This is a genomic window from Cellulomonas shaoxiangyii, from assembly GCF_004798685.1.
Taxonomy (GTDB): Bacteria; Actinomycetota; Actinomycetes; order Actinomycetales; family Cellulomonadaceae; genus Cellulomonas; species Cellulomonas shaoxiangyii.
The window spans coordinates 812,766-837,398 of sequence record NZ_CP039291.1; the positions used below are offsets into that span (position 1 = coordinate 812,766).

The following is a 24,633-nucleotide window of genomic DNA, read 5'->3' on the forward strand; positions in this document are numbered from 1 at the left end:
GTGCCCGTCCGCGCCGTCCGCTCCGTCCGCTACGTCCCGGACCGCGGGCGGCGGGGGTCACACCGCCCGGTTGCGCTCCCGGAAGACGCCCAGGTGCACGCCGCGCCGCCGGGCGAGCGCCGCGACCACGCCCGCCACGAGCACCAGCACGCCGGCGACCAGCAGCGTCCCCGAGGTCGCCGCCACGGTCGTCTCCACGGTCGTGCGTGACCACGCCTCGCCGACGACCGCGAGCGCCTGCTGCCGGGCGATGCCCGGTGCGTACAGCGCCAGGCCGCCGAGCGCGGCGAGCGCCGTGCCGCCCGCCAGCGGCACGGCGGGCGTCCACAGCCCCAGCAGCACGACCGCCGCGAGCGCCAGCGCGCCGACGGAGACGAGCACGATGCCGAGCGTCTCGAGCGACGCGTCCCAGTCGCCCGCCTGGACCGTGAGCACGCGCGACTGGCCGACGAGCGTCACGAGCGCCGCGACGGGGGCGAGCAGCAGCCCCACGAGCACGCCGAGCACGTGCGTGCCCGGGTGGACCGTGCGGGGTGCGTTCGGGTCCGGGAAGAGGTCGTCGTCGCCCTCCGGGTCGCTGCGGGTGCTCCGGTCGCTCCGGTCGCCGCGCGCGGTCGCCGGGCCGGCCGCCGCGTCGGCGCGGGCGTCGTGCGGGGGGCTCCCGCGCCCGGCGGCACCCGGTGCGCCGGCGGCGGTCGCGCCCGCGGGACGTGGCGGGGTCGCGGCCGCCGCCGGCGGGCTCGTCGCCGGGTGGGTCGCCGCGGTCGTCGGCCGGCCGGGCGCCGCGGGCGCCGGGCCCGCTGCCTCGTCGCCGGGTGCTCCTGCCCCCGGCGCGCCGGGGGACGTCGGGGCGGTGCCGACCGGCTCCGGCGGCGTGGGCGCGGGACGCGCGACGGCGTGCCGACCCGTGTCGGTGCCGGGCTCGCCGGAGTCGGAGTGCCCGGGGCCGTCCGTGGGCCGCTGGGCGTCGGACGTGCTCATGCGTGCTCCCCGGGTCGCGCCTCGGCGTCCGTGGACACCTCGTCACGTCCACGCTAGTGCCGTCCACGCGGCGTCGTCGCGCGGCGCGCGGCGGGCGGGCCGGGTCCGCGCGGTGGGGTCGCACGTTCGGCCCAGTCGACCGGGGTCAGCAGGCCGGGGTCAGCGCGCCGGGGTCAGCGCGCCGGGGTCAGCGCAGCGCTCCCTCGTCCGGCACCTCGGCCGGCACGGGCAGGGAGAGCAGCACGCCGGCCGGCACGGGCGCCGGGGGAGCGAGGCGCGTGGCGGGTGCCACCGCCGGCCGCACGCCGTAGGCGTAGGCCGCGCCCACGAGCAGCGCGCCACCGACCGTGTTGCCGACACCGACCGCCAGCAGGTTCCGTCCCGCCTCGGCGAGCGTCGCGTGCGGCAGGTCGCCGTACAGCGCGAGCGAGAACGTCGTCATGTTCGCCACGACGTGCTCGAAGCCGGAGGTGATGAAGACCATGACGCAGCCCACCACGACCGCGACGCCGGCGGTGCCGGCGCCGATCCGCCCCCAGCACCAGACGGCGAGGCAGACCAGCACGTTGCACAGGATGCCGCGCACGACGAGCTCGGACGTGGTCGCCTCGGCCTTGTGCGCGACCATGCGCGCGAGCGCCTCGCCCGCCGCGGTGCCCGGCCCGGCGACGCCCGAGGTGTGCACGAGCGCGGCGAACAGCATCGCCCCGAGCAGGTTGCCGGCCAGCGCCGCCAGGAGCGCGACGAGGGCGCGCCCCCAGCCGACGCGCCCCAGCAGGGCACCCTGCGTGAGGATCATCATCGCGCTCGTCGCCAGCTCGCCACCGGCCACCAGGACGATCGTCAGGGCGATGCCGAACACGAGCCCGTTGACGAGCGGCGCCCATGGCGACCCCGCCGCGACGAGCGGGCCGCCCGCGGTCACCATGACGAGGACGCCGATGCCGATCGCGGCGCCCGCGAGCATGGTCCGGACGAGGAGCAGTCCCGGCGTGCGCAGCAGGGCCACCTTGTGCACGGCCGCGTCGGCGTGCGCGGCGACGGTCTCGGGGATGGTCAGCACGCGTCCATCGTGGTGCCGCGCAACGGGTGTCACCCAGGACGAAAGGGCGTCCTCGCGCGCCGACCCGGCCACCGATCGGGGCCGGGACTGACACAGTTGGCCCCGCGGGACCCCGGGACGACCCGACGGCCGCCCCGGAGGCAGGAGGACCACAGGTGGGACCGTCGGTCGCAGGTGGCGCCCGTGTGGCGACGATGAGCGACGTCGCGCGGCGCGCGGGGGTGTCGAAGATGACGGTCTCCAACGTCCTGAACGGTCGGACGCGGGTGGGCGAGGCGACGCGGCGCCGGGTGCTCGAGGCGGTCGACGAGCTGGGCTACGAGATCAACCTCACGGCCCGCCGGCTGCGTGCGGGTCGTGTCGACACGGTCGCGCTCATCGTGCCGAGGTTCGACCACACGTACTTCGCCGAGCTCGCCACCTCGTTCGCGACGGAGGTCGCGAACCACGGTCGGCACCTCGTCGTGGCGCAGTCGGGCGCGAGCAAGGAGGGGGAGCTGTCGGAGCTCTCCCTGGCCCGGCTGCGGCAGTACGACGCGGTGGTGCTCAGCGCCGTCGGCCTGACGTACGACGAGGTGGACTCGCTGAGCAGCACGCAGCCGCTGGTGCTCCTCGGCGAGCAGGACGTCCCGCAGCGGTTCGACCACGTCAGCATCGGGAACGCCGAGGGCGCGCGCCTGGCCGTGCGCCACCTCCTGGGCCGGGGCGCGCGCCGCGTGGCCGTCGTCGACGGTCCGTCGGTGGGGCCCGCCGGGACGGGAGCGCCCGGGGGGCTGGACCCGACGTCCGGGTTGCGCACGCAGGGCTGGCGCACGGCGCACGCGGACGTGGGGCTCGTGCCGGACGAGCGCCTCGTGCTGGGCGGTGCGCTCTACACGGCCCAGGGTGCGCGCGAGGTGGTGCTGCGCGCGCTAGCCGCCGGCCTCGCCCCCGACGCCGTCTTCGCCGTCACGGACGACATGGCGTACGGGGTGCTGGCGGCGCTGCACGACGCGGGCCTGCGCGTGCCGCAGGACGTCGCGGTCGTGGGGTTCGACAACCTGCGGGGCAGCGAGTTCGCCGTCCCGGGGCTGTCCTCGGTCGACCCGGGCCGGGACTGGATCGCCCGCCAGGCGGTGTCGGTGATCGAGCGGCGGCTCGCGGGCGAGGCGTTCGAGCCCGTCCGGCTGACCACGCCGGTGGAGCTCGTGGTCCGCGGCTCGAGCGCCTGAACCGGGTCACCTCCCGCGCCGGTGCCGTCCTGGTGACGTGCCTGGCGGGGGGGCAATTCGGGCGCCGCCGTCGTCGCTGCGGACCGCCGGTGGACGCCGCGCCGGGGCGACATTGACCGCGGGCCTGTCGGACGCATAGATTCCGGCCACGTCGGTGTGGTGTATCGATAATCCTGAGGGATGTATCGATACACCTCCGACGGTCGCGACCCGAAGAGGGGGACGCGGACGACCGGCGGCGAACTACGCAGCAGGGTCCCGGGGTACGACCCCGGGACGGATCTCGATGAGGAGAGCCAGATGACACGTGCGGGCATCAACGGAGGGCGCCGGCCACGGACGACGCGTGCGGCTGCGGCCGTCGCGGCGGGCCTCGCCCTGACGCTGGCCGCGTGCAGCGGCGGCGGTGGCGACGGCGGCGACGCCACCGAGGAGCAGCGGACCGGTGCGATGGAGGGCTACGCCGCCGGTGATCAGTTCACCGCGTCGGAGCCCCTGGAGCTCTCGATCCTGTGGACCGACTGGCCCGAGGTGACGGTCAAGGACGAGTGGCAGTTCTTCGACCTCCTGAAGGAGCAGACCAACGTCACGCTGGAGACGACCCACATCCCGCTGAGCGACCACCTGGAGAAGCGGAGCCTGCTCATCAGCGCCGGCGACGCGCCGGACATCATCCCGCTGGTCTACACCGGTGAGGAGGAGCAGTTCGCCGCCTCGGGCGCCGTCGTCCCGCTGAGCAAGTACCTCGACGAGATGCCCCACTTCCAGAAGTACGTGGAGGAGTGGGACCTGCAGGAGATGGTGGACAACCTGCGCCAGGAGGACGGCGAGCTGTACATGCTCCCCGGCTTCCAGGAGGTGTCCGTGCCGATGTTCACGCTCCTCGTCCGCAAGGACAAGTTCGACGAGCTCGGCATCGAGATGCCCGACACGTGGGAGGACTTCCGCGAGGCGTTCGTCAAGCTGAAGGAGGCCTACCCGGACTCCTACCCGCTGCAGGACGGGTTCCAGGGCAACTCGCTGCTCAACTACGCGGCCCGCGGGTTCGGTACCCAGGCCGGCTGGGGCTTCGGCGACGGCATGCAGTGGGACGAGGAGAAGGGCGAGTTCGAGTACGCCGCCACCTCCGAGGAGTACAAGGAGATGGTCGAGTACTTCCACGGCCTCGTCCAGGACGGCCTGTTCGACCCCGACTCGTTCACGGTGCAGGACCAGGAGGCGGTCGAGCGCGTCGAGCGCCTGATCTCCGAGGGCAAGGCGTTCGCCGGCTCCGGTGCCAGCGGCACGGCGATCGAGTGGGGGCAGGCGCTGGACGCCACCGTCGGTCCCGGCAACCACGAGGTCGTGCAGATCCCGCCGCCCGCCGGCCCGGCCGGTGCGCTCGTGGAGCCGCGCAACTTCTGGCACGGCTTCATGATCACGAAGGACGCCGAGAGCAAGCCCTACTTCACGGCGCTGCTGCAGTTCCTCGACTGGATGTACTACTCGCCGGAGGCACGCGACATGCTCCGCTGGGGCGTCGAGGGCGAGACGTACACGAAGTCCGGTGACGAGTACACGCTCGACGCCGAGCACCGTCTCGACACCTTCAACCTCAACCCGGGTGCGCCGACGGACATCCAGAAGGACCTGGGCTTCAGCACGTTCCTGGCCGAGGCCACGGAGTCGCGGGCGCTGAAGGAGTCGTACTCCACCGACCAGGCCGTCGAGTACATCGACGCCGTGCTGTCGACGCGCACCCCGACCGACCCGCTGCCGCCGGCCCCGCTGTCGGAGGCGGACCTGGAGCAGGCGTCGCTGCTGGGCACGCCGCTGAAGGACTCGGTCGACACCGCCACGCTCCGGTTCATCCTGGGCGAGCGGCCGCTGAGCGAGTGGGACGCGTTCGTCGCCGAGCTCGAGTCGAAGGGTCTGCAGCAGTACGTGGACCTGTACAACGGCGCGCGCGAGCGCTTCGCCGAGAGCAACGGCTAGGACCTCGGGTCATCCGGTGGGCCGGGGCAACGTCCCCGGCCCACCGGGTCCGCACGAAGGAGTGATCCATGAGATCGACCCGGGTCCTCGTACCCACCGACGGCGCAGCCGTCGACGAGCCGGCCACGCGCGCCGGCACCGCGGGTCCGCCCGCCGGGCAGCGTCCCGCAGGCAGGCGGGGCCGCGAGCGCGTCCGGTCCGTGCCGTGGCGCACGACGCTGCGGCGCGACTGGCCGCTGTACGCGCTCGCCGCCGCACCCGTGCTGTTCCTGCTCGTGTTCCGCTACCTGCCGATGGCCGGCAACGCCATCGCGTTCCGGCGGTTCCGGCCGGGCGGCAGCATCTTCGGCGACGAGTTCGTCGGGCTGCGCTACATCTCGATGTTCATGAACGACCCGACGTTCTGGGCGGTCTTCTCGAACACGATCATCCTCGGGGCGCTGACGCTGGTCTTCGCGTTCCCGCTCCCGATCATCCTGGCGCTCATGCTCAACGAGCTGCGGGCGCAGAAGTTCAAGCGGTTCGTGCAGTCCGTGTCCTACCTGCCGCACTTCCTGTCGATCGTCATCATCGTCGGCATGCTCATGCAGATGCTCTCGCTGCAGGGCACGGTCAACCAGGTGATCGAGGCGCTCGGCGGTGAGTCGATCCCGTTCCTGCAGCGGCCGGAGTGGTTCCGCACCATCTACGTCGGCTCCGAGGTCTGGCAGACCGTCGGGTGGGGCACGATCCTCTACCTCGCGGCCCTGACCACGGTCGACTCCTCGCTCTACGAGGCGGCGCGCATCGACGGGGCCAACCGCTGGCAGCAGACGTGGCACGTGACCCTGCCGGGCATCCGCCCGACGATGGTCACGCTGCTCATCCTCAACGTCGGCACCTTCCTCAACGTCGGCTTCGAGAAGGTCCTGCTGCTCTACAACCCCTTGACCTACGAGACGGCGGACGTGATCTCGACCTACCTGTACCGGGTGGGCCTGATCTCGAACAACCTGTCCTACGCGGCGGCGATCGGTCTGTTCCAGGCCGTGATCGGCCTGGTCATGATCCTGTCGGCGAACATGATCTCCAAGCGAGCGGTGGGAGCGAGCCTGTGGTGACGCAGATGACGGCGCCGAAGCCGTCCGCACCGGTCCGGCCCGTCGGTGCGCGCGACACGCGGGGCTACCGCGTGTTCACGTGGGTCAACATCACCGCCCTCCTGCTGGTCATGGGCGTGATGCTGTACCCCTTCCTCACGGTCGTGGCCCAGTCCTTCAGCAGCGAGGACGCGATCCGCTCCGGCGAGGTCAGCTTCTGGCCCGTGGGGTTCAACCTCAACACCTACCGCGCGGTGGCGGAGAACTCCCTCTTCTGGGGGAACTACCGCAACACGGTGGTGTACACCGTCGTCGGCACGACCATCGCGATGGTGCTGACGACCACGTACGCCTACGTGCTGTCCAAGCGGCACCTGCGCGGCCGCGGGCTCCTCATCGGCTTCGCGGTCTTCACGATGTTCTTCAACGGCGGCATCATCCCGAACTACGTCCTCATCTCGTCGCTCGGGCTGAAGAACACCCTCTGGGCCGTGGTCCTGCCGGGTGCGATCTCGATCTTCAACCTGCTCGTCATGAAGTCGTTCTTCGAGAACCTGCCCTCCGAGCTCGAGGAGGCCGCGCAGATCGACGGCCTCGGGTGGTTCGGCATCTTCGGCCGCATCGTGCTGCCGCTGTCGAAGGCCGTGGTCGCGACGATGGTGCTGTTCTACTCGGTGCAGTACTGGAACGACTGGTTCAGCGCGTTCCTCTACCTGGACCGGCAGGACCTGCAGCCCGTCACGCTGTTCCTGCGCAACCTCATCGCGGGGGCGTCGTCCGCCGCGTCGGAGGGGGCCGCCTCGCAGAGCGCCGCCACGGGGTCGATCTCCGTGAACATCCAGGCGGTGACCATGGTGCTCACGGTGCTGCCGATCCTGTGCGTCTACCCGTTCGTGCAGCGGTACTTCGTGTCCGGCGTCATGCTCGGCTCCGTCAAGGGCTGAGCGCTCCCGCCGGCCGTCGGCCCGGCCCTTCGGCCCGTCCGCCCCTCGGGGCGGGCGGGCCGTTCGGCGTTACGGGCGGGCGGGCCGTTCAGCGCTCGACCCGCCGGACCTGCGCGATCTCGCCCGTGGTCGGGGCGGGGGACGCCGCGACGCCCTCCGCGCCGGCGGCCGCGCGCACGGCCGCGGCGACGACCGTCGTCACCTCGGGGTTGAACACGCTCGGCACGATGTACGTCGGGTTCAGCTCCTCCGGGCGCACGACCGACGCGAGGGCCTCCGCCGCGGCCAGCAGCATGGGCTCGGTGATCGTGTGCGACTGCGCGTCGAGCAGCCCGCGGAAGACGCCGGGGAACGCGAGCACGTTGTTGATCTGGTTCGCGAAGTCGGAGCGGCCCGTGCCCACGACGGCCGCGTGCTTCGCCGCCTCGTCGGGGTCGATCTCCGGGCGGGGGTTGGCCAGCGCGAACACGATCGCGTCGTCGGCCATGCGCGCGACGTCGTCGGCCGTGATGACGTCCGGCGCGGACACGCCCACGAAGACGTCGGCACCCACGATCGCGTCGTGCACCGTGCCCGTGGCGCCCCGCGGGTTGGTGTGCGCGGCCGTCCACCGCAGCGACGGAGTCAGCCCCGGGCGGTCGGCGTGCACCACGCCGTCGATGTCCGTGACGACGACGTCGCGGACCCCCGCGGCGAGCAGCAGCTTGAGCACGGCCGTCCCGGCCGCACCCGCACCCGACATGACGACCCGCACGTCGCCGATCCGCTTGCCCACCACGGTGAGCGCGTTCGTCAGCGCCGCGACCACGACGATCGCCGTCCCGTGCTGGTCGTCGTGGAACACCGGGATGTCGAGCGCCTCGCGCAGGCGGCGCTCCACCTCGAAGCAGCGCGGCGCGGAGATGTCCTCGAGGTTGATGCCGGCGAACACCGGCGCGATCGCGCAGACCGTCCGGACGATCTCGTCGACGTCCGTCGTGTCGAGGCAGATGGGGAACGCGTCGATGTCCGCGAACCGCTTGAAGAGCACGGCCTTGCCCTCCATCACGGGCAGCGCGGCGAGCGGGCCGATGTCGCCGAGCCCCAGCACGGCCGTGCCGTCCGTCACGACCGCGATGGTGTTGCGCTTGATGGTGAGCCGGCGCGCGTCGTCCGGGCGCTCCGCGATCGCCTGGGACACCCGTGCGACGCCCGGCGTGTACGCCATCGACAGGTCGTCGCGGTTGCGCAGCGGCACCTTCGACTCGATCGACAGCTTGCCGCCGAGGTGCATGAGGAACGTGCGGTCGGACACGCGCTTGACGGTGACCCCGTCGAGCTCCTCGAGCGCCGCGACGACGTCGGACGCGTGGTCCACGTCCCGCGTCGCGCACGTGACGTCGACCGTCATCGCCTCGTGGAACGACGCGGTGACGTCGAGCGCCGTGACGATGCCGCCGGCGCGCTCGATGGCGGTCGTGAGGTCCGAGACGGCCGTGGGGCTGGCCCGCACCTCCAGCCGGGCGGTGATCGACGACGACACGGAGGGGGCGGTGACCATGCGGTCATCGTGGCACCGACCGCCGCGCGTGGCGCCCCGGCGGGCGCGCGGGCGCGCCGGCCGCTCCGCGTGCGGCCGTAGCATCGGGCCGTGCCCGTCCCGCCGTTCGTCCTGGCCCTGCGCGCGCACGTCGGGCACGACCTGCTCTGGATGCCCGGCGTGACCGCGGTGGTGCTGCGCGCGCACGCCGGCCGCGAGCAGGTGCTGCTCGTGCGCCGCGCCGACTCCGGCGCGTGGACCCCCGTGACCGGCATCGTCGACCCGGGCGAGGAGCCCGCGGTCGCGGCGGCGCGCGAGGTGCTGGAGGAGGCGGCCGTCGTCGCGGTCCCCGAGCGGCTCGCACGCGTCGGGGTCGTCGGGCCCGTGACCTACGACAACGGCGACCGCTCGACCTACCTGGACCTCACGTTCCGCTTCCGCTGGGTCTCCGGGGACCCGTACCCCGCCGACGGCGAGAACACCGACGCCCGCTGGTACGACCTCGACGGCCTGCCGCCGATGTCCGCGGACATGACCGAACGGCTCGCCGCGGGGCTCGTCCCGCACGGCGAGGCGACGTTCGTGGCGTGAGCGACCCGCTCGCGACCCTCGCGGCCGCGCCCGCCGTAGCCGACGCCGTCGCGTCGGCGCGGACCGCGTGCGAGGCGCTGCGCTGGCACGAGGGGTTCCGCCGGCGGTGGCGCGAGGTGCGCGCGGAGACGGGGCTGCGCGCGGCCGCGGCGTCGGCCGCGCTGGACGGCGCCCCGGTCGGGGTCGACGTCCTGCGCGCCTGGGCCACGGGTGGCGGCGCGCCGGGCACCGGGGCGGACGTCGTGGCGGCGGGCGCGCTGCGCGCCCAGGCGGTCGTGGAGGCCGCGCTGCCCCCGCTGGGCGGCCGGGGCGGCCCGGTGGCGCTCCCGCTGCCGCAGCTGATCGCGCGCGTGCACGCCGCCGCCACGGCCGGCTTGCTGCCCCCGGCGGACCTGGGCCGGCCGCGCACGGGCGACGCGCACGACCTGCGCGGGCTCGGTGCGGCGCCCGCGCCCGCCGACGCCGGCGCGCGCCTCGCCGCGCTCACGGCCGCCGTCGCCGGGACGGCCGCCCCCGGGCTCGTCGTCGCGGCCGTCGTGCACGCCGAGCTGCTCGCCGCCCGGCCGTTCGCGGCCGCCAACGGCGTCACGGCCCGGGCGGTCGCGCGCTGGCTGACGACGACGACCGGCCTCGACCCCACCGGCACGGTGCTGCCCGAGCCCGCGTGGCAGTCCGCCCCGGCGCCCTACCTCGCCGCGGCGGCGCGCTACGCGACCGGCACACCGCAGGGCGTGACCGCGTGGCTGGTGGCGTACGCCGACGCGGTCCGCGCGGGGGCGCAGGCGGCACGCGACGTCGCGGACGAGGTGCTCGCGGGACGGCTGGGCCCGGCGGGGCGCTGACGAGGTCGGTGCAGCAGTGCCGGGCCTCGGCCGGCCGACGGCGCCGGACACGGACGGCGGCGCCGGACACGGACGGCGGCGCCGGACACGGACGGCGGCGCCCGTTCCCGGGCGCCGCCGCCGCCTCGACGACCCGGGTGATCAGGCGTGCTGCCGTGAAGAGGTTCGCTCCGGGACCAGCCCGGTCGACCTGCCGAAAGGTGGCGTCCTGCGCGTGGGTGCCCTGGTCGTGCTGTGCCCCGAGTGTGCACCCGGGACGCACGGAGCGGCAACGGCGCGGACCGTCGCCGCACGTGGGGCCGGCGTGGCGTCCGGCTGGCGGACCGGGCGTCCATCTCGTGGCACGGCGGCTGCGGTCACGCGAGGCCGCCCGCGTCCGCGGGCCTGCGCGCCCGGGCCGACCCGGGGGCCGGCCGGTCCTCCGGGGTCGACCAGCCGGCGTCCACGGCACCGTCGTGCGCGAGGACCGCCGTGCCGCGTGTCGAGCGCCCGGCCGGCGCAGGCGGGGGCTCGGTCGGGGGAGGGGCGTCAGGCGGGGCGACGGGCACGGCGGCGCAGCAGCAGCGCCAGCACGACGACGGCCGCGAGCGCGGCGACGACCGCCCCCGCGGCGGCACCCACGCGGCGGTCGAGCGCCCGCAGCGGCACCGGGCGGCGGAACGTGAGCACGCCCCAGCCGCGCTCGGTCGCGAGCCGGCGCAGCGCCCGGTCGGGGTTCACCGCGAACCCGTGGCCCACGACCCCCAGCATCGGCGCGTCGGTGAGCGAGTCGGAGTACGCGTAGCTCGCGTCGAGGTCGTAGCCGCGTGCGGCGGCGAGCTCGCGGATCGCCGTGGCCTTGTTCTCGCCGTAGGCGTAGAACTCGATGTCGCCCGTGTACCGCCCCTCCGCCACGGCCATGCGCGTCGCGACGACACCGTCCGCGCCGAGCATCTCCGCGATCGGCTCGACGACCTCCGAGCCCGAGGCCGAGACCACCACGACGTCGCGCCCGGCGGCGTGGTGCTCCGCGATGAGCTCGACCGCCTCGGCGTACACCGTGGGGTCGATCGACTCGTGCAGGGTCGCCCGCACGACGGCCGAGACCGTCGCGACGTCCCACCCCGTGACCGTCCGGGACAGCTGCGCGCGCAGGCGCTCCGTGGCGACCTCGTTCGCGCTGCCCAGCAGGTAGGCGAGCTGCGCGTACGCCGACGCCACGACGCTGCGCCGCGTCAGCAGCCCCTCGGCGAGGAAGCTCCGGGAGAACGCCGTCGCGGAGGACGTCGCGATGATCGTCTTGTCCAGGTCGAAGAACGCAGCGGCACGGACCACCCCGTGAGAGTAGTGCGCACCACCGACGGCTGCCGGGATACCGGTTCGCGGCGCGGCCGGTGAGCCGCCCCCAGCCCGCCCGCGGGACGCGTCCTCCCCGGTGCGCGCCGTCGTGGACCCGCGGTGCGGCCGTCCCGCGGCAGCCTGTCCCGCGCAGGCGCCACCGGGCGCCGGAGGCGGAGGCGGTGCTGTGGTGCGGCAGGCGAGGCGGGCGGCGGTGGTCGGGGTCGTCGGTGCGGCGGGCGGCGTGGGGGCGTCGACGTTCGCGGCGCTCCTCGCGCGGCGCACGTCCCGGACGACGTCCACGGTCCTCGTCGACCTCGTGCGCGGGGCCGGCGGGCTCGACGTCGTGCTCGGCGTCGAGGAGGCCGAGGGGGCGCGCTGGCCGGACCTGCGGGGTGCGGGTGGCGACGTGCGCGGCGAGGACGTCGTCGCGCTGCTGCCGCGGTGGGGGGCGTGCGCCGTGCTGTCGGCCGACCGCGAGCGCCCCGACCCCGTGGAGGCCGGCGTCCGGGTGGACGTGCTGCACGCCGTCTCGTGCGCCGTCGGCGCGGTCGTGCTCGACCTGGACCGCGGGGACGTGGTCGACGGGCACGCGCCGCTGCCCGCGTGCGACGCCGTGGTGGTGGTGGCGCGCTCCGACCTGCGGTGCGTCGCCGGGGCGCTGGCGCTCGGGCCGCGGCTCGCGGCGGCGCGGACGGGGGCGGGCCTCGTCGTGCTCGGCCGGCCGCCCGGTGGCCTCGCCGCCGCGGACGTCGGCGCCGCGACGGACCTGCCCGTCTGGGCGGTCGCCGGACGGGACCGCGCGCTCGCTGCGCGTGCCGAACGGGCCGGGCCGGGTGGGCGCGGACCCGCGGCCCGGGCGGCGGACGCGGTCGCGCGCCGGCTGGGGCTGGGAGCGTGACGGCAGGGACGCCCGCACGCGTCGCGCCCGCACCGCTCGCAGCGGGCACGGCGACCGCGGGTCGCACCGCGGGCGGGGACCTCCGCCGCGCCGTGGCACCCGCCGTGCTCGACGCCGTCCGCGAGGAGCTGCGCCGTCGGCCGGTGCCCGACGACCTCACCGCGGTGGTCGACGGCGCGCTGCGCGCGCACGGCACGCTGCTCGGCCCGGTCCCGCTCGCGCAGGCGGTGCGCGCGGTCGCCGACGAGCTGCTCGGTGCCGGCCCGCTGCAGCGCTGGCTCGACGCGCCCGACGTCACCGACGTGCTCGTGAACGGTCCGCACGACGTGTGGGTCGAGCAGGCCGGGCGGTTGCGCCGCGTCGACGTCGACCTGGGGACGCCCGAGGCGGTGCGCGCGCTCGCGGTGCGGCTCGCGGCCGCCGCCGGACGCCGGCTCGACGACGCGGCGCCGACGGTCGACGCGCGGCTGCCCGACGGCACGCGCCTGCACGCGGTGCTGCCGCCGCTCGCCGACGGGTGCGCGGCGCTGAGCCTGCGCGTCGTGCGGCCGCAGGCGTTCACGCTCGCCGAGCTGGTCGCGTCCGGATCGGTCGCCCCGGCGCTCGCCCCCGTGCTGGTGGCGCTGGTCGACCGCCGCGCGAACCTGCTCGTCTCCGGGCCGACGGGCGCCGGCAAGACGACGCTGCTCGCCGCGCTGCTGTCCCGCGTGCCGCCCGACCAGCGGATCGTCCTGGTCGAGGAGTCCGGGGAGATGCTGCCGGACCACCCGCACGTCGTGCGGCTCACGGCGCGGCGCGCGAACGTCGACGGCGCGGGCGGCGTCGGCCTCGCCGACCTCGTCCGCGAGGCGCTGCGCATGCGGCCCGACCGGCTCGTGCTCGGTGAGTGCCGTGGCGCCGAGGTGCGCGAGGTCCTCGCGGCGCTCAACACCGGCCACGAGGGCGGCTGCGCGACCCTGCACGCGAACACGGCCGCCGACGTACCCGCACGCCTCGAGGCCATGGCGGCGCTCGCCGGCCTCGACCGGGCGGCGGTCGCGGCGCAGGCCGTGAGCGCGATCGACGCGGTGCTGCACGTGCGACGCGGTCAGGACGGCGCCCGGCGCCGCCTCGCCGAGGTCGGCGTCGTGGGGCGCTCGCCCGGGGGCGAGCTCGAGGTCGCGACCGCGCTGCGCGTGGGCGACGACGGGCTGGTGCGCCGGGGACCGGGGTGGCCGCGGCTCGCCGAGCGCCTCGGCGTGCCCGCCGGTACGGCCGACCCCGCCGGGATGCTCGCCGTGCACGGCACGGGTGGGTCGTGACGGCCGTCGTGGCGGTCGCGGTCGCGCTCGCCGTGCTCGCCGGCGCGGGGCCACCGGGGCGGCCGGTGCCGGGACGGGGGAGGACCGGGGGACGCCGTGCCCGCGCGTTCGCGGCTCCGTCGCGTCGTCGCGTCGCACGCGCCCCGGGGGCCGACCTCGCCGGGGTGCTGCTCGCCGTGGCGGCGCGGTTGCGCGCGGGGGCCGCCGGGCGCCGCGTGGGCCGCGGTGCTCGGCACCGCGCCCGGAGGTCACGGGGGCGGCGGGGGAGGCGGTGCCGGCGCGCCGGCGCTGGGGGACGTCGTGCCGCCCGCGTCGGTCCTGCTGGCCGCCGTGCGCCCCGGCCGCCGGGGCCGCGACGACGGCGTGACCGGCCGCGTGCACGCCGTCGTGACCGGTGCGCGGACGGCCGCCGAGCTCGGCGCGCCGCTCGCGGCGGTGCTCGAGGACCTGGCGGCCGCGACCGCCGCCGACGTCGAGCACGCGGGCGAGGTGACCGCGGCGCTGGCCGGTCCGCGGGCGACCGCGCGCGTGCTGGTGGCGCTCCCCGCGCTCGGCCTGCTCGTCGGCACGGCCCTGGGGGCCCGGCCGTGGGAGGTGCTGGCCTCGGGTGGTGTCGGGACCGCCGCGGCGGTCCTCGGTGCCCTGCTCGTGGCCGCCGGACGTGCCTGGGTGGGTGCGCTGCTGCGGCGGGCCCGCGCCGCCGGGGGCACGTCGTGAGCGCGGCGGCACTCGTCGCCGGCCTCGTCACCGGGGTCGCGACGATGGTCGGGGCGTCGCCGTGGTGGGTCGCGCGGCGCCGGGCCGGGCGCGTGCCCGCCGCGGGGTGGCGTGCCGGCCGGCGCCGTCGTGGCCTGCGCGGGCGGGCCCTCGGTGCGCGCCGGGCCGTGCCACCGCCCGCGGTGGACGCGGCGTTCCTGCTGGACCTCTGCGCCGCGGCGCTCGCAGCCGGCGCGGCGCTGCCGCGCACGCTCGGCGTGGTCGGGCGGCACCTCGGCGGCGCGGACGGCGACGCGCTCGTGCGCGCGGGCTCGACCCTCGAGCTGGGCGGCGCGTGGGCGTCTGCCTGGACCGACGCGCCCGCCGGTGCCGCGGCCGTCGGTGCCGCCCTCGCCACGGGGTGGGAGGCCGGTGCGTCGCCGGGGCCGCAGCTGCGCGCAGCGGCCGACCGGCTGCGCCGGGACCGGCGGGCAGCCGTCCGGACCGCTGCGGGCAGCCTCGCGGTCCGGCTGACGCTGCCGCTGGGCCTGTGCTTCCTGCCGGCGTTCGCGCTGCTCGGGCTGGTCCCGGTGGTCCTCGGACTGGCCGCGGGGATCGGGTGGTGACGGGCCTGTCCGGGGGATGACGGGTTCGGGTGCTGCGGGGCCGCCGTCCGAGCCGACCACAGCCCGCCCCCGCGGTCGGACCGCCACCGTGACGGCCCGCGGGACCGCGGCGCCCGGCGTGCCGGCGCCACCCTCGTCGAGCGGCGCCCGCAGCGGGCCCCGTGCCGCGGACGCGGCCGACGGAAGGAGCAGGGATGAGGACGATGCAGAGCACCGGTGCGACCGGTGCGGACGAGGGGCCGGCGACGCCGGGCCCGACGGCGGCGGACGACGCGGCGCCGGGCGGCGCGGGCGCGGGCCCCGGCACGGGCGCGACGCCGGCGTCGCACGGCGTGGACCCCGCCGGGGGCGTGCGCCGGCTGCGCCGGGTCGCCGGCGACGCGGGCATGGCCACCGCCGAGTACGCGATCGCGACGCTCGCCGCCGTGGGCTTCGCGGGCCTGCTGGTCGTGATCCTCAAGGGCAACGAGGTGAAGGGCCTGCTCACGGGCATCATCCGGCAGGCGCTGGGCGGATGAGCGCCGGGCACCGCGGCCGTCGGCGGCGGCCGGTGCGTCCGACCGGCGACCGCGGTGCCGTCACGGCCGAGCTGGCCGTCGGCATGGTGGCGGTGGCCCTCGTGCTGCTGGCCGTGCTCGCCACCGGGGCGGCCGGGGTCGCGCAGCTGCGGTGCCTCGACGCGGCGCGCACGGCTGCCCGGGTCGCGGCGCTCGGCGAGCCCGACGCGGCCGTCGTCGCCGCGGCGCACCGGGCGATCGGCGGGCGGTCGGCGCACGTGGAGGTCGCGCGGTCGCAGGGCTGGGTGACGGTGCGTGTGACGGCTCCGTTCGTCGGCTGGTCCGGCGCCGACGGGCTGCGGGCGCGCGCGTCCGCGACGTCGTGGGCCGAGCCCACGGGCGCCCACCCGACGGGCGCCGCCGCACCGCCGGTCGGGGCGGGCTCGTGACCCGGTGCGACGCCCCGGCCCGCGGCGGGAGCCGGGTGCCGACGGGGGACCGCGGGGCCGGGTCCGCCCTGCTGCTGGCGGTGGTGGCGGTCGCGCTCGCGCTCGTCGTCGGGGTCGGTGCCGTGGCGGCGGCGCACGTCGCGGCGGCGCGGGCGTCGGCCGCGGCGGACCTCGCCGCGCTCGCCGGCGCGCAGCGCGCGGTGGCCGGGGCGCTGGGCGCCCCCGGGGGCGAGCCCTGCGGCCTCGCGGCCGTCGCGGCGCGCCGCAACGGTGCGTCGCTGGTCGGCTGCGTGCCCGCACCGGACGGGTCCGTCACGGTGCACGTGCGGGTCGAGGCCGCCGCGGGTGGTGCGACGGACGAGGCCCGGGCCGGGCCGGCGTCGGCCCGCGCACCGCGCCGCGGTGGGCGCCGGCCGGGGCGGCGCGTCGCGGGTCCGTCAGGCGGTGCCGCTGCGCGGCGCTCCCGGCGGCCCCGGCGCCAGGTCCGGTGTCTCGGCCCGTGCGGGACCGGCGCCCGGGTCGGCCCGCGCGACGGTCTCTCGTGGTGCGTGCGCGAGGACCGTCGTGAGCAGGCGCAGCGCGCCCGCCTTGTCGAGCGGCTCGTTGGCGTTGCCGCACTTCGGCGACTGCACGCAGGCGGGGCAGCCCGTGCCGCAGGGGCAGGCGGCGATCGCGTCCCGGGTCGCGCGCAGCCACGTCGGTCCCAGCTCGAAGCCCCGCTCGGCGAAGCCGGCGCCGCCCGGGTGGCCGTCGTGCACGAAGACGGTCGCCACGCCCGTGTCGGCGTGCACGACGGTGGACAGCCCGCCGAGGTCCCAGCGGTCGCACGTCGCCAGCAGCGGCAGGAGGCCGATGGACGCGTGCTCGGCGGCGTGCAGCGCGCCGGGTGCGACCTCGAGGGTCACGCCGGCCTCGGCCAGCACCTCGGGCGGGGCGGTCCACCAGACCGCCGCCGTGCGCAGCGTGCGGGCCGGCAGGTCGAGCTCGTGCGTCGACAGCACCCGCAGGTCCGGCAGCCGCTTGCGCTGGTAGCCGAGCACCTGCGTCGTCACGTCGACCTGACCGAACGACCACGTCAGCGGGCCCCACGTGACCTCGCGCTCGACCTCGACGACCTCCGTCGAGGTCACCCACCGCGCCCACGTGCCGAAGTCCACGTCGCGGCGCGTCGCGAGGGCGACCCCGTCCTCGAGGTGCAGCTCGTCCACGACGAACGTCGCGCCCAGGTGCACGTACACGGCGCCCGGGTGGACGGTCGCGTCGGCCGACGCGGCGTCGACCGTCCCGAGCAGGCGCCCGGTCGCGGTCTCGACGACGCGGACCGGCTGCCCGCCCGACCCGCGCAGGTCCGTCATGCGGCTCGCCGGCTCGGCGTGCGTCCAGTACCACCCCGACGGCCGGCGGCGCAGGATGCCGCGCTCGGTGAGCTCGGCGAGCAGCTCGGCGGCGCGCGGGCCGAAGAGGTCGAGCTCGTCGGCCCGCAGCGGCTGCTCGGCGGCGGCCGCGCACAGGTGCGGCGCGAGCACGTACGGGTTCTGCGGGTCGAACACGGTCGCCTCGACGGGCGCGTCCAGCGCCGCCTCGGGATGGTGGACGAGGAACGTGTCGAGCGGGTCCTCGCGCGCGACGAGCACGACCAGCCCGTCGGCACCCGCACGGCCGGCCCGGCCGGCCTGCTGCCACAGCGACACGCGCGTGCCCGGCCAGCCCGCGATGAGGACCGCGTCGAGCCCCGAGATGTCGACGCCCAGCTCGAGCGCGTTCGTCGTCGCCAGGGCGCGCAGGTGGCCCGACCGGATCGCCTGCTCGAGCGCGCGCCGCTCCTCGGGCAGGTACCCGCCGCGGTAGGACGAGACCAGCGACGGCAGCGTCGGGTCGACCTCGGCGAGGTGGGCGCGGGTCGTGGTCGCCACGGACTCCGCGCCTCGGCGCGACCGGGTGAACGCGAGCGTGCGGGCGCCCGCGATGACGAGGTCCGCGAGCAGCTCGGCGACCTCGGCCGTCGCCGTGCGCCGCGGCCGGTCCTGCGGGACGGCCACGAGCTGCTCACCCGTGCCGAGCGGGCCGGTGCCCTCGGCGGGCACGGCGCGCGCCGCGTCGCCGCCGGTGGTCGCGCCGTCCGCGCCGGCGCCGTCCGGGGCGTCCCGCCCCTCCGCGGTGTCCGCCGCGGGCACCGTCAGCACGGTCGCCCACGGGTCGTCGGCGGGCAGCAGCGAGGCCCACGGCCCGTCCGTGCCCGGCAGCTCGGGCGGCTGCCACAGCACGACGGTCTTGCGCCCCGCCGGGGACGCGTCGGCGGTGACGGCGTGCACCTCGGCGGGGTCCACACCGAGCAGCCGTCCCGCGCTCGCCGCGGGGTCGGCCGTCGTCGCGGACGCCATGACGACGACCGGCGACGCGCCGTACGCCGCGGCGAGCCGGCGCAGCCGGCGCAGCACCAGGCCCACGTGCGCGCCGAACACGCCACGGAACGCGTGGCACTCGTCGACCACCACGTACGCGAGCGAGGACAGGACCCGCGACCACGTCCGGTGCTGCGGCAGCAGCGCGAAGTGCAGGAAGTCGGGGTTGGTCAGCACGACGTCGGCGTGCTCGCGCACCCACCGGCGCTCGTCGCGGCCCGTGTCGCCGTCGCACGTGGCGACCCGCACGTCGCTCGTCCCCGCCGCGTGCAGGAGCCGGTGCAGGCCCGCGAGCTGGTCGGCCGCCAGCGCTTTCGTCGGGCTCAGGTACAGGACGGTCGGGCGGCGGCGGGCCGACTCGATGCGGCCCGGGTCGAGGACCGCGTCCGCCGCGCCGGACCGCACCGCGGACAGCGCGGGCAGCCAGAACGCGAGCGACTTGCCCGAGCCGGTGGACGTCGCGAGGACCGTGTGCCGGCCGCCGTGCACGGACTCGGCCGCCTCGACCTGGTGGGCCCACGGCCGGTCCACCCCCAGCGCGCGGTAGCCGCGCACGAGGTCCGCGTCCGCCCACGCCGGCCACTCGGACCGGACGCCCGCACGGGCCGGGACGTGGCGCACGTGCGTGGCCCGCTCGGCGCGGCGACCGCCGGCGAGCAGCACGTCGAGCAGCTCGCCGGGACCCACCCGGCCATCCTCCCACCGCCCCGGACGTGCACCGGCGGCCCGGCTCGCCCGGTGCGGCCCCCGCCCGGCAGGATCGTCGGGTGACCGTCATCGACCTCAACGCGGACCTCGGCGAGGGCGACGGCCCGTGGCGGCGCGAGCCGCCCGCGGACGACGCGCTCCTCGACCTCGTGTCGAGCGCGAACGTCGCGACGGCGTACCACGGCGGCGACGCCGTCACGATGGCCGTGACCTGTGCGGCCGCGCTCGTGCGCGGAGTCGCGCTCGGTGCGCACCCGTCGTACGACGACCGCGAGGGCTTCGGCCGGCGTGCGCGCGACGTGCCTGCCGACGTGCTGCGGGCGCAGGTGGTGCACCAGGTCGGCGGGCTGGTCGCGGTGGCGCGGTCCGTGGGTGCGCGCGTGACGCACGTCAAGCCGCACGGTGCGCTGTACAACGCCGTGGTCCACGACGAGGCGCAGGCCGGTGCGGTCGTCGACGCGGTGCTCGCCGTCGACCCGACGCTGGCGGTGCTGGGCCTGCCCGGCTCGCGCGTGCTCGAGCTCGCCGCACGGGCGGGCCTGGCGACGGTGGTCGAGGCGTTCGTCGACCGCGGGTACGCGCCGGACGGCACGCTCGTCGGACGGGACCGTCCGGGCGCGCTCGTCACCGACCCCGACGAGGCGGGGGAGCGCGCGGTGCGGATGGCGGTCGAGGGGGTGGTGACGGCGGTCGACGGGACGCGCGTGGCGCTGCGGCCGGCGTCGTTGTGCCTGCACTCGGACACCCCCGGCGCGGTCGCGCTCGCCCGGGCCGTCCGCGCCGCGCTCGCCGCCGCGGGTGTCCACGTGCGGCCCTTCGTCGACGCGCCCGCGGGCGCGTCGGGCGCCCCGACGGCTGCGACCCGTGACGGCTGACGCCCGGCCCGCGGTGCGCGCGCTGCCGTACGGCGACGACGGCCTCCTGCTCGAGCTGGCCGACCTGGCGGCGGTCCGTGCCGTCGACGCCGCGCTGCGCGCCGCGCCGCCGGACGGCGTGGTGGACGTCGTCCCGGCCGCGCGCACCGTGCTGGTGCGCGGCCGGTCCCGCACGCGCGCGCGGTGGGCCGACGCCGTCCGGGCGGTCGGCGTCGCGGCGGTGGCGGGCGCGGGCACCGGCGCCGGGCCGGGACGCGTCGTCGCGGTGCCGGTCGTCTACGACGGGCCGGACCTCGACGAGGTCGCCGCGCTGGCGGGCCGCTCGGCCGAGGAGGTCGTCGCGCGGCACCTCGCGGGCGGTCCGGACGGGTACCGCGTCGCGTTCGGCGGCTTCATGCCGGGGTTCGCCTACGTTGCCGGGCTGGACCCGGTGCTGCACGTCACGCGCCGCGACACGCCGCGCACGCGCGTGCCCACCGGCTCGGTCGCGGTGGCGGGCGAGTTCACCGCGGTGTACCCCGCGCCCACGCCCGGCGGCTGGCGCCTGCTGGGCACGACGACGACGCGCCTGTTCGACCCCGCTCGGGGCCGCGCCGGCGCGGCGCTGCTGGCGCCGGGCGACGTCGTGCAGTTCGTCCGGGCGACCCCGCCCGCGGTGCACGGCGGCGTCGGGCCGACGGCGACGGCCGACGCCCGGACGGTGGCCGCGCCCGGTGCCACGCCGCCCGGGGGTCCCCGAGCCCCCGACGGGGGGAGCGGCACGACGCCGGCCCCTCCGCCCGTGCCTGCACCCATCCCTGCGCCCGGGCGCCCCGGGGCGCCCGACGCACCGCCGCGCGTGCTGACCGTCGTCGCGACCGGACCCCTCGTGCTCGTCCAGGACCTCGGCCGGCCCGGGCTCGCGGGCGTGGGCGTACCACCCAGCGGCGCCGCCGACCCCGACGCGGCGCGTGCCGCGAACCGGCTGGTCGGCAACGCGGCCGGCGCGGCCGTGCTCGAGGTGCTGCTCGGGGGGCTCGTCGTGACCTTCGCCGCGACCACGGCGGTCGCCCTCACGGGTGCGCCCGCACCGGCCCGGCTCGACGGCCGTCCCGTCGGGCACGGCGTGCCCGTGCGCGCCGCCGCGGGGACGACGCTCGCGCTCGCGGCCCCGCCCGACGGCCTGCGCACGTGGGTCGCCGTGCGGGGCGGGCTCGACGTCCCACCGGTGCTGGGCTCGCGCGCGCACGACCAGCTCTCGGGGCTGGGGCCGGCGCCCGTCCGCGCCGGTGACGTCCTCGCGTACGGCACGGCGTTCGACGGGCTACCGGTCCCGCCCGGCCCGCCCGACCCGCGGCCGGCCGGCGTGACCCCGTCCACCCGCGCCCCCACGGCCGCCTACGTCCCCGCCGCCGACGTGCCCTCCGCCGACGTCCCCGCCGCCGACGCGCCGGTCGTCGACCTCCCCGCCGTCGACGGTCCGCGCCTCGACCACCTCGACGCGGCCGGGCGCGCGGCGCTGCGGTCGACCGTCTGGACGGTGAGCCCGGCCAGCAACCGCGTCGCGGTCCGCCTCGACGGGTCGCCGCTGACGCGCGCCGCCACGGGCGAGCTGCCGTCGGAGGGCCTGGTGGCCGGTGCGGTGCAGGTGCCGCACGACGGTCGACCGGTGCTGTTCGGCGCCGACCACCCGGTGACCGGGGGCTACCCGGTCGTCGCGGTCCTCACGCGCGACGGGCGTGCCCGGGCCGCGCAGCTGCGCCCGGGCGACCGCGTGCGGCTCGCCCTGGCACCGCCCGGCTGACCGGCTCAGTTCCAGTCCCGGCCCGGCGGGCTCGCCGGGCGGCGGTGCGTGCGGTCACGGTAGCGACCCGGCCACGCCGATGGGGCCGGCGGCGGGTGCCGGGAACGCGCCCCGTCGGCGACCGGGCGCCGGGACGAACGTCCCGCTCGCGCTCCCGAATCGGCCGACACGCCGGAACATGTGGGCGGCGCGTGCGCGCCGCACCCCCACATGTTGTGGTCCGTGCGGTCGACTGGTCATCCGCGCACGACCGTCGAAGGAGCACCACCTATGTCCCGCCCCGAGCAGCCCGCGCCCGCGCCGACCGCGCAGGACCGCCCCGTCGTCGAGGTCGGCTCGTCGATCGACGAGTACCTCGACCGCAGCGACTGGCGCGTCAACGCGAACGCGAACCAGGGCTACTCCCTGGGCGGGCTGATCCTCAACACCGCGGGCAAGGTCGTCGCGAACTACTGGCTCAGCCACGTGTACCCGCCGGAGGTCGGCCACGCGCACCGCGAGGGCGACCTGCACGTGCACGACCTGGACATGCTGTCCGGCTACTGCGCGGGCTGGTCGCTGCGCACGCTCCTGCAGGAGGGCCTCAACGGCGTCCCGGGCAAGGTCGAGGCGCGGCCGCCGAGGCACTTCAGCGCCGCGATCGGCCAGATCGTCAACTTCCTCGGCACGATGCAGAACGAGTGGGCCGGCGCGCAGGCGTTCAGCGGGTTCGACACCTACCTCGCGCCGTACGTCCGCCTCGACGGCCTGTCGTACGCGCAGGTGCGCCAGGGCGTGCAGGAGCTGATCTACAACCTCAACGTGCCGTCGCGCTGGGGCACGCAGACGCCCTTCACGAACCTCACGTTCGACTGGGTCTGCCCGGACGACCTGCGCGACCAGGTGCCGTTCGTCGCCGACGCGCCGTGCGACTTCACGTACGGCGACCTGCAGGCGGAGATGGACCTGATCAACCGCGCGTACATGGAGGTCATGACGGAGGGCGACGCCTCCGGCCGCGTGTTCACGTTCCCGATCCCCACGTACAACATCACGCCGGACTTCGACTGGGACTCCGAGAACGCGGACCGGCTGTTCGCCATGACCGCCAAGTACGGCCTGCCGTACTTCCAGAACTTCCTCAACTCGGAGATGAAGCCGGGCGACGTCCGGTCAATGTGCTGCCGCCTCCAGCTGGACCTGCGCGAGCTGCTCAAGCGCGGCAACGGCCTGTTCGGCTCGGGCGAGCAGACGGGGTCGATCGGCGTGGTGACGGTCAACTGCGCCCGCCTCGGCTTCCGGCACGCGGGCGACGAGGACGCGCTCCTGGCCGACCTCGACCGGCTGCTCGACCTCGCGCGCACGTCGCTCGAGCTCAAGCGCACGACGATCCAGCGCCTGATCGACGAGGGCCTGTTCCCGTACACCCGCCGCTACCTCGGCAGCCTCGAGAGCCACTTCTCGACGATCGGCGTCAACGGCGTCAACGAGATGGTCCGCAACTTCACGGGCGACGCGTACGACATCACGGACCCCCGCGGGCACGCGATGGCGCTGCGCCTGCTCGACCACGTGCGGGCGCGCATGGTCGAGTTCCAGGAGGCGACCGGGCACCTGTACAACCTCGAGGCGACGCCCGCGGAGGGCACGACGTACCGGTTCGCGAAGGAGGACCGCGCGCGCTTCCCCGGGATCCTGCAGGCCGGCACGGACGACCACCCGTACTACACGAACTCCTCGCAGCTGCCGGTCGGGTTCACGGACGACCCGTTCGAGGCGCTCGAGCGCCAGGACGAGCTGCAGACGCGCTACACGGGCGGCACGGTGCTGCACCTGTACATGCCGGAGCGGCTCTCGTCGGCCCAGGCGTGCAAGGAGCTGGTCCGGCGCGCGCTGGGCAGGTTCCGCCTGCCGTACCTGACCGTGACGCCGACGTTCTCCATCTGCCCGCGCCACGGGTACCTCGCGGGTGAGCACCCGCAGTGCCCGACGTGCGCCGAGGACGACGTCGTGACGACGTGCGAGGTGTGGACGCGCGTCATGGGCTACCACCGGCCCGTCAGCTCGTTCAACGTCGGCAAGCAGGGCGAGCACGCCGAGCGACTGCCGTTCCGCGAGCCGGCGCCCGAGCGCCCCGTCCTGGCCGGGGTGGCGGGATGACGACGCCGCTCGCGACGCCGCTCGCGCCGGCCGGCCCGCCCGGGTCGGCCGGCGGGCCCCGCCCCGGACCGCAGGCCGACACCCTCGCGATCGCCGGCCTGACCCGCCTGTCCACGGTCGACTGGCCGGGCCGGCTCGTCGCGACGGTGTTCCTGCAGGGGTGCCCGTGGCGCTGCACGTACTGCCACAACAGCGCGATCCTCGACCCGCGCGCCCCCGGGACGGTCCCGTGGCAGGACGTGCGCGACCTGCTGGCGCGCCGGCGCGGGCTGCTGGACGGCGTCGTCCTCTCGGGCGGTGAGCCGACCCGGCAGGTGGGGGTCGTGGCGGCCGCCCGCGAGGTGCGCGAGGCCGGGTTCGGCGTCGGGCTGCACACGTCCGGCGCGTACCCGGCGCGCCTGCCCCTGCTGCTGCCGCACGTCGACTGGGTGGGGTTCGACGTCAAGGCGCCCGCGCGCCTGTACCGGGCGATCACGCGCACCGGCACGGGCACGACCAGTGCGGACCTGGCGTTCGCGTCCCTGCGCACGGTGCTCGACAGCGGCGTCGACGTGCAGGTCCGCACGACCGTCGACCCGACCGTCCTCACCGGTGCCGACGTCGCCGAGCTCACGGCGGTGCTCGCGGACCTCGGGGTGCGCGACCACGTGCTCCAGCAGGTGCGACCGGACGGGACGACCGAGGAGTACCGCACCGCGCTGGCCGCGGTCGGCGCCGGCTGAGGCGCCCGGCCCG

General features: G+C 76.7%; 21 protein-coding genes. 16 read left to right on the forward strand and 5 right to left on the reverse strand.

The features are described 5' to 3' along the window. Positions 1 to 57: 57 nt before the first annotated feature. Together E5225_RS03695 and E5225_RS03700 are read right to left on the reverse strand one after the other, a co-directional pair. The gene (locus E5225_RS03695; RefSeq protein WP_136225293.1) at positions 58 to 981 is read right to left on the reverse strand and encodes a hypothetical protein; all 924 of its coding nucleotides are present in this window, start codon (positions 979 to 981) and stop codon (positions 58 to 60) included. Positions 982 to 1,168: 187 nt separating this feature from the next. Further along, positions 1,169 to 2,044: a formate/nitrite transporter family protein gene (locus tag E5225_RS03700; protein ID WP_135975201.1), complete on the reverse strand. Its 876-nt coding sequence runs from the start codon at positions 2,042 to 2,044 to the stop codon at positions 1,169 to 1,171. Positions 2,045 to 2,238: 194 nt separating this feature from the next. On the opposite strand from E5225_RS03700, the gene E5225_RS03705 reads away from it, so the two are divergent. The 4 genes from E5225_RS03705 to E5225_RS03720 all read left to right on the forward strand — a co-directional run bounded on the left by E5225_RS03705 (position 2,239) and on the right by E5225_RS03720 (position 7,252). Next, positions 2,239 to 3,255 carry a LacI family DNA-binding transcriptional regulator gene (locus E5225_RS03705; protein WP_135975205.1) on the forward strand — a complete coding sequence of 339 codons (1,017 nt, stop codon included), beginning with the start codon at positions 2,239 to 2,241 and terminating at the stop codon, positions 3,253 to 3,255. A 300-nt stretch (positions 3,256 to 3,555) separates the two neighbouring features. Further along, entirely contained in the window at positions 3,556 to 5,229 is a 1,674-nt protein-coding gene (locus E5225_RS03710) for an ABC transporter substrate-binding protein (RefSeq protein WP_135975199.1), read from the forward strand. Positions 5,230 to 5,297: 68 nt separating this feature from the next. Then, positions 5,298 to 6,329: an ABC transporter permease gene (locus E5225_RS03715; RefSeq protein WP_135975197.1), complete on the forward strand. Its 1,032-nt coding sequence runs from the start codon at positions 5,298 to 5,300 to the stop codon at positions 6,327 to 6,329. 5 nt (positions 6,330 to 6,334) lie between these two features. After that, on the forward strand, positions 6,335 to 7,252 hold the full coding sequence (locus tag E5225_RS03720; RefSeq protein WP_135975203.1) for a carbohydrate ABC transporter permease: 918 nt from the start codon (positions 6,335 to 6,337) through the stop codon (positions 7,250 to 7,252). An 88-nt stretch (positions 7,253 to 7,340) separates the two neighbouring features. On the opposite strand, the gene E5225_RS03725 is transcribed toward E5225_RS03720, so the two are convergent. After that, entirely contained in the window at positions 7,341 to 8,792 is a 1,452-nt protein-coding gene (locus E5225_RS03725) for an NAD-dependent malic enzyme (RefSeq protein ID WP_135975195.1), read from the reverse strand. Between the two features lie 90 nt (positions 8,793 to 8,882). On the opposite strand from E5225_RS03725, the gene E5225_RS03730 reads away from it, so the two are divergent. Together E5225_RS03730 and E5225_RS03735 are read left to right on the forward strand one after the other, a co-directional pair. Further along, positions 8,883 to 9,362, forward strand: a complete 480-nt coding sequence (locus E5225_RS03730) for an NUDIX hydrolase (protein ID WP_135975193.1) — start codon at positions 8,883 to 8,885, stop codon at positions 9,360 to 9,362. Further along, positions 9,359 to 10,204: a Fic family protein gene (locus E5225_RS03735; protein ID WP_136225295.1), complete on the forward strand. Its 846-nt coding sequence runs from the start codon at positions 9,359 to 9,361 to the stop codon at positions 10,202 to 10,204. The genes E5225_RS03730 and E5225_RS03735 overlap by 4 nt, the downstream gene beginning before the upstream one ends. 528 nt (positions 10,205 to 10,732) lie before the next feature. On the opposite strand, the gene E5225_RS03740 is transcribed toward E5225_RS03735, so the two are convergent. Beyond that, positions 10,733 to 11,518: an HAD family hydrolase gene (locus E5225_RS03740; RefSeq protein ID WP_135975619.1), complete on the reverse strand. Its 786-nt coding sequence runs from the start codon at positions 11,516 to 11,518 to the stop codon at positions 10,733 to 10,735. Positions 11,519 to 11,711: 193 nt separating this feature from the next. On the opposite strand from E5225_RS03740, the gene E5225_RS03745 reads away from it, so the two are divergent. The 6 genes from E5225_RS03745 (at position 11,712) to E5225_RS03770 (ending at position 15,991) form a co-directional block, all read left to right on the forward strand. After that, on the forward strand, positions 11,712 to 12,422 hold the full coding sequence (locus E5225_RS03745) for a CpaE-like family protein (RefSeq protein WP_208543838.1): 711 nt from the start codon (positions 11,712 to 11,714) through the stop codon (positions 12,420 to 12,422). Then, positions 12,419 to 13,723 (forward strand): TadA family conjugal transfer-associated ATPase, encoded by a 1,305-nt coding sequence (locus E5225_RS03750; protein ID WP_424945162.1) that lies wholly within the window; start codon positions 12,419 to 12,421, stop codon positions 13,721 to 13,723. The genes E5225_RS03745 and E5225_RS03750 overlap by 4 nt, the downstream gene beginning before the upstream one ends. 300 nt (positions 13,724 to 14,023) lie before the next feature. Beyond that, complete coding sequence (locus E5225_RS03755; RefSeq protein ID WP_244243678.1) at positions 14,024 to 14,440, forward strand: type II secretion system F family protein; 417 nt, start codon at positions 14,024 to 14,026, stop codon at positions 14,438 to 14,440. Then, entirely contained in the window at positions 14,437 to 15,045 is a 609-nt protein-coding gene (locus E5225_RS03760) for a type II secretion system F family protein (RefSeq protein WP_244243679.1), read from the forward strand. Before E5225_RS03755 ends, E5225_RS03760 begins: the two co-directional genes overlap by 4 nt. Positions 15,046 to 15,239: 194 nt before the next feature. Continuing rightward, positions 15,240 to 15,563, forward strand: a complete 324-nt coding sequence (locus E5225_RS03765) for a DUF4244 domain-containing protein (RefSeq protein WP_244243680.1) — start codon at positions 15,240 to 15,242, stop codon at positions 15,561 to 15,563. After that, positions 15,560 to 15,991, forward strand: a complete 432-nt coding sequence (locus E5225_RS03770) for a TadE family type IV pilus minor pilin (RefSeq protein ID WP_136225297.1) — start codon at positions 15,560 to 15,562, stop codon at positions 15,989 to 15,991. Before E5225_RS03765 ends, E5225_RS03770 begins: the two co-directional genes overlap by 4 nt. 437 nt (positions 15,992 to 16,428) lie before the next feature. On the opposite strand, the gene E5225_RS03775 is transcribed toward E5225_RS03770, so the two are convergent. Beyond that, complete coding sequence (locus E5225_RS03775; RefSeq protein WP_135975573.1) at positions 16,429 to 19,080, reverse strand: DEAD/DEAH box helicase; 2,652 nt, start codon at positions 19,078 to 19,080, stop codon at positions 16,429 to 16,431. Positions 19,081 to 19,160: 80 nt separating this feature from the next. On the opposite strand from E5225_RS03775, the gene E5225_RS03780 reads away from it, so the two are divergent. From E5225_RS03780 to E5225_RS03795, 4 genes are all read left to right on the forward strand, one after another. Continuing rightward, positions 19,161 to 19,976 carry a LamB/YcsF family protein gene (locus E5225_RS03780; RefSeq protein ID WP_135975571.1) on the forward strand — a complete coding sequence of 272 codons (816 nt, stop codon included), beginning with the start codon at positions 19,161 to 19,163 and terminating at the stop codon, positions 19,974 to 19,976. Next, positions 19,966 to 21,759, forward strand: a complete 1,794-nt coding sequence (locus tag E5225_RS03785) for a 5-oxoprolinase subunit B/C family protein (protein ID WP_208543839.1) — start codon at positions 19,966 to 19,968, stop codon at positions 21,757 to 21,759. Before E5225_RS03780 ends, E5225_RS03785 begins: the two co-directional genes overlap by 11 nt. Before the next feature lie 270 nt (positions 21,760 to 22,029). Then, a complete protein-coding gene (locus tag E5225_RS03790) occupies positions 22,030 to 23,898 on the forward strand; it encodes a ribonucleoside triphosphate reductase (protein ID WP_135974117.1) in 1,869 nt (622 codons plus the stop codon). Continuing rightward, positions 23,895 to 24,620: an anaerobic ribonucleoside-triphosphate reductase activating protein gene (locus E5225_RS03795; protein ID WP_135974116.1), complete on the forward strand. Its 726-nt coding sequence runs from the start codon at positions 23,895 to 23,897 to the stop codon at positions 24,618 to 24,620. Before E5225_RS03790 ends, E5225_RS03795 begins: the two co-directional genes overlap by 4 nt. Positions 24,621 to 24,633: the final 13 nt, after the last annotated feature.

Bases quoted from the DNA above. Each gene is read 5' to 3' on its own strand.
- E5225_RS03695 (WP_136225293.1), bottom strand. From the start codon at position 981: ATGAGCACGTCCGACGCCCAGCGGCCCACGGACGGCCCCGGGCACTCC.
- E5225_RS03705 (WP_135975205.1), top strand. From the start codon at position 2,239: ATGAGCGACGTCGCGCGGCGCGCGGGGGTGTCGAAGATGACGGTCTCC.
- E5225_RS03710 (WP_135975199.1), top strand. From the start codon at position 3,556: ATGACACGTGCGGGCATCAACGGAGGGCGCCGGCCACGGACGACGCGT.
- E5225_RS03715 (WP_135975197.1), top strand. From the start codon at position 5,298: ATGAGATCGACCCGGGTCCTCGTACCCACCGACGGCGCAGCCGTCGAC.
- E5225_RS03720 (WP_135975203.1), top strand. From the start codon at position 6,335: ATGACGGCGCCGAAGCCGTCCGCACCGGTCCGGCCCGTCGGTGCGCGC.
- E5225_RS03725 (WP_135975195.1), bottom strand. From the start codon at position 8,792: ATGGTCACCGCCCCCTCCGTGTCGTCGTCGATCACCGCCCGGCTGGAG.
- E5225_RS03765 (WP_244243680.1), top strand. From the start codon at position 15,240: ATGAGGACGATGCAGAGCACCGGTGCGACCGGTGCGGACGAGGGGCCG.
- E5225_RS03770 (WP_136225297.1), top strand. From the start codon at position 15,560: ATGAGCGCCGGGCACCGCGGCCGTCGGCGGCGGCCGGTGCGTCCGACC.
- E5225_RS03790 (WP_135974117.1), top strand. From the start codon at position 22,030: ATGTCCCGCCCCGAGCAGCCCGCGCCCGCGCCGACCGCGCAGGACCGC.
- E5225_RS03795 (WP_135974116.1), top strand. From the start codon at position 23,895: ATGACGACGCCGCTCGCGACGCCGCTCGCGCCGGCCGGCCCGCCCGGG.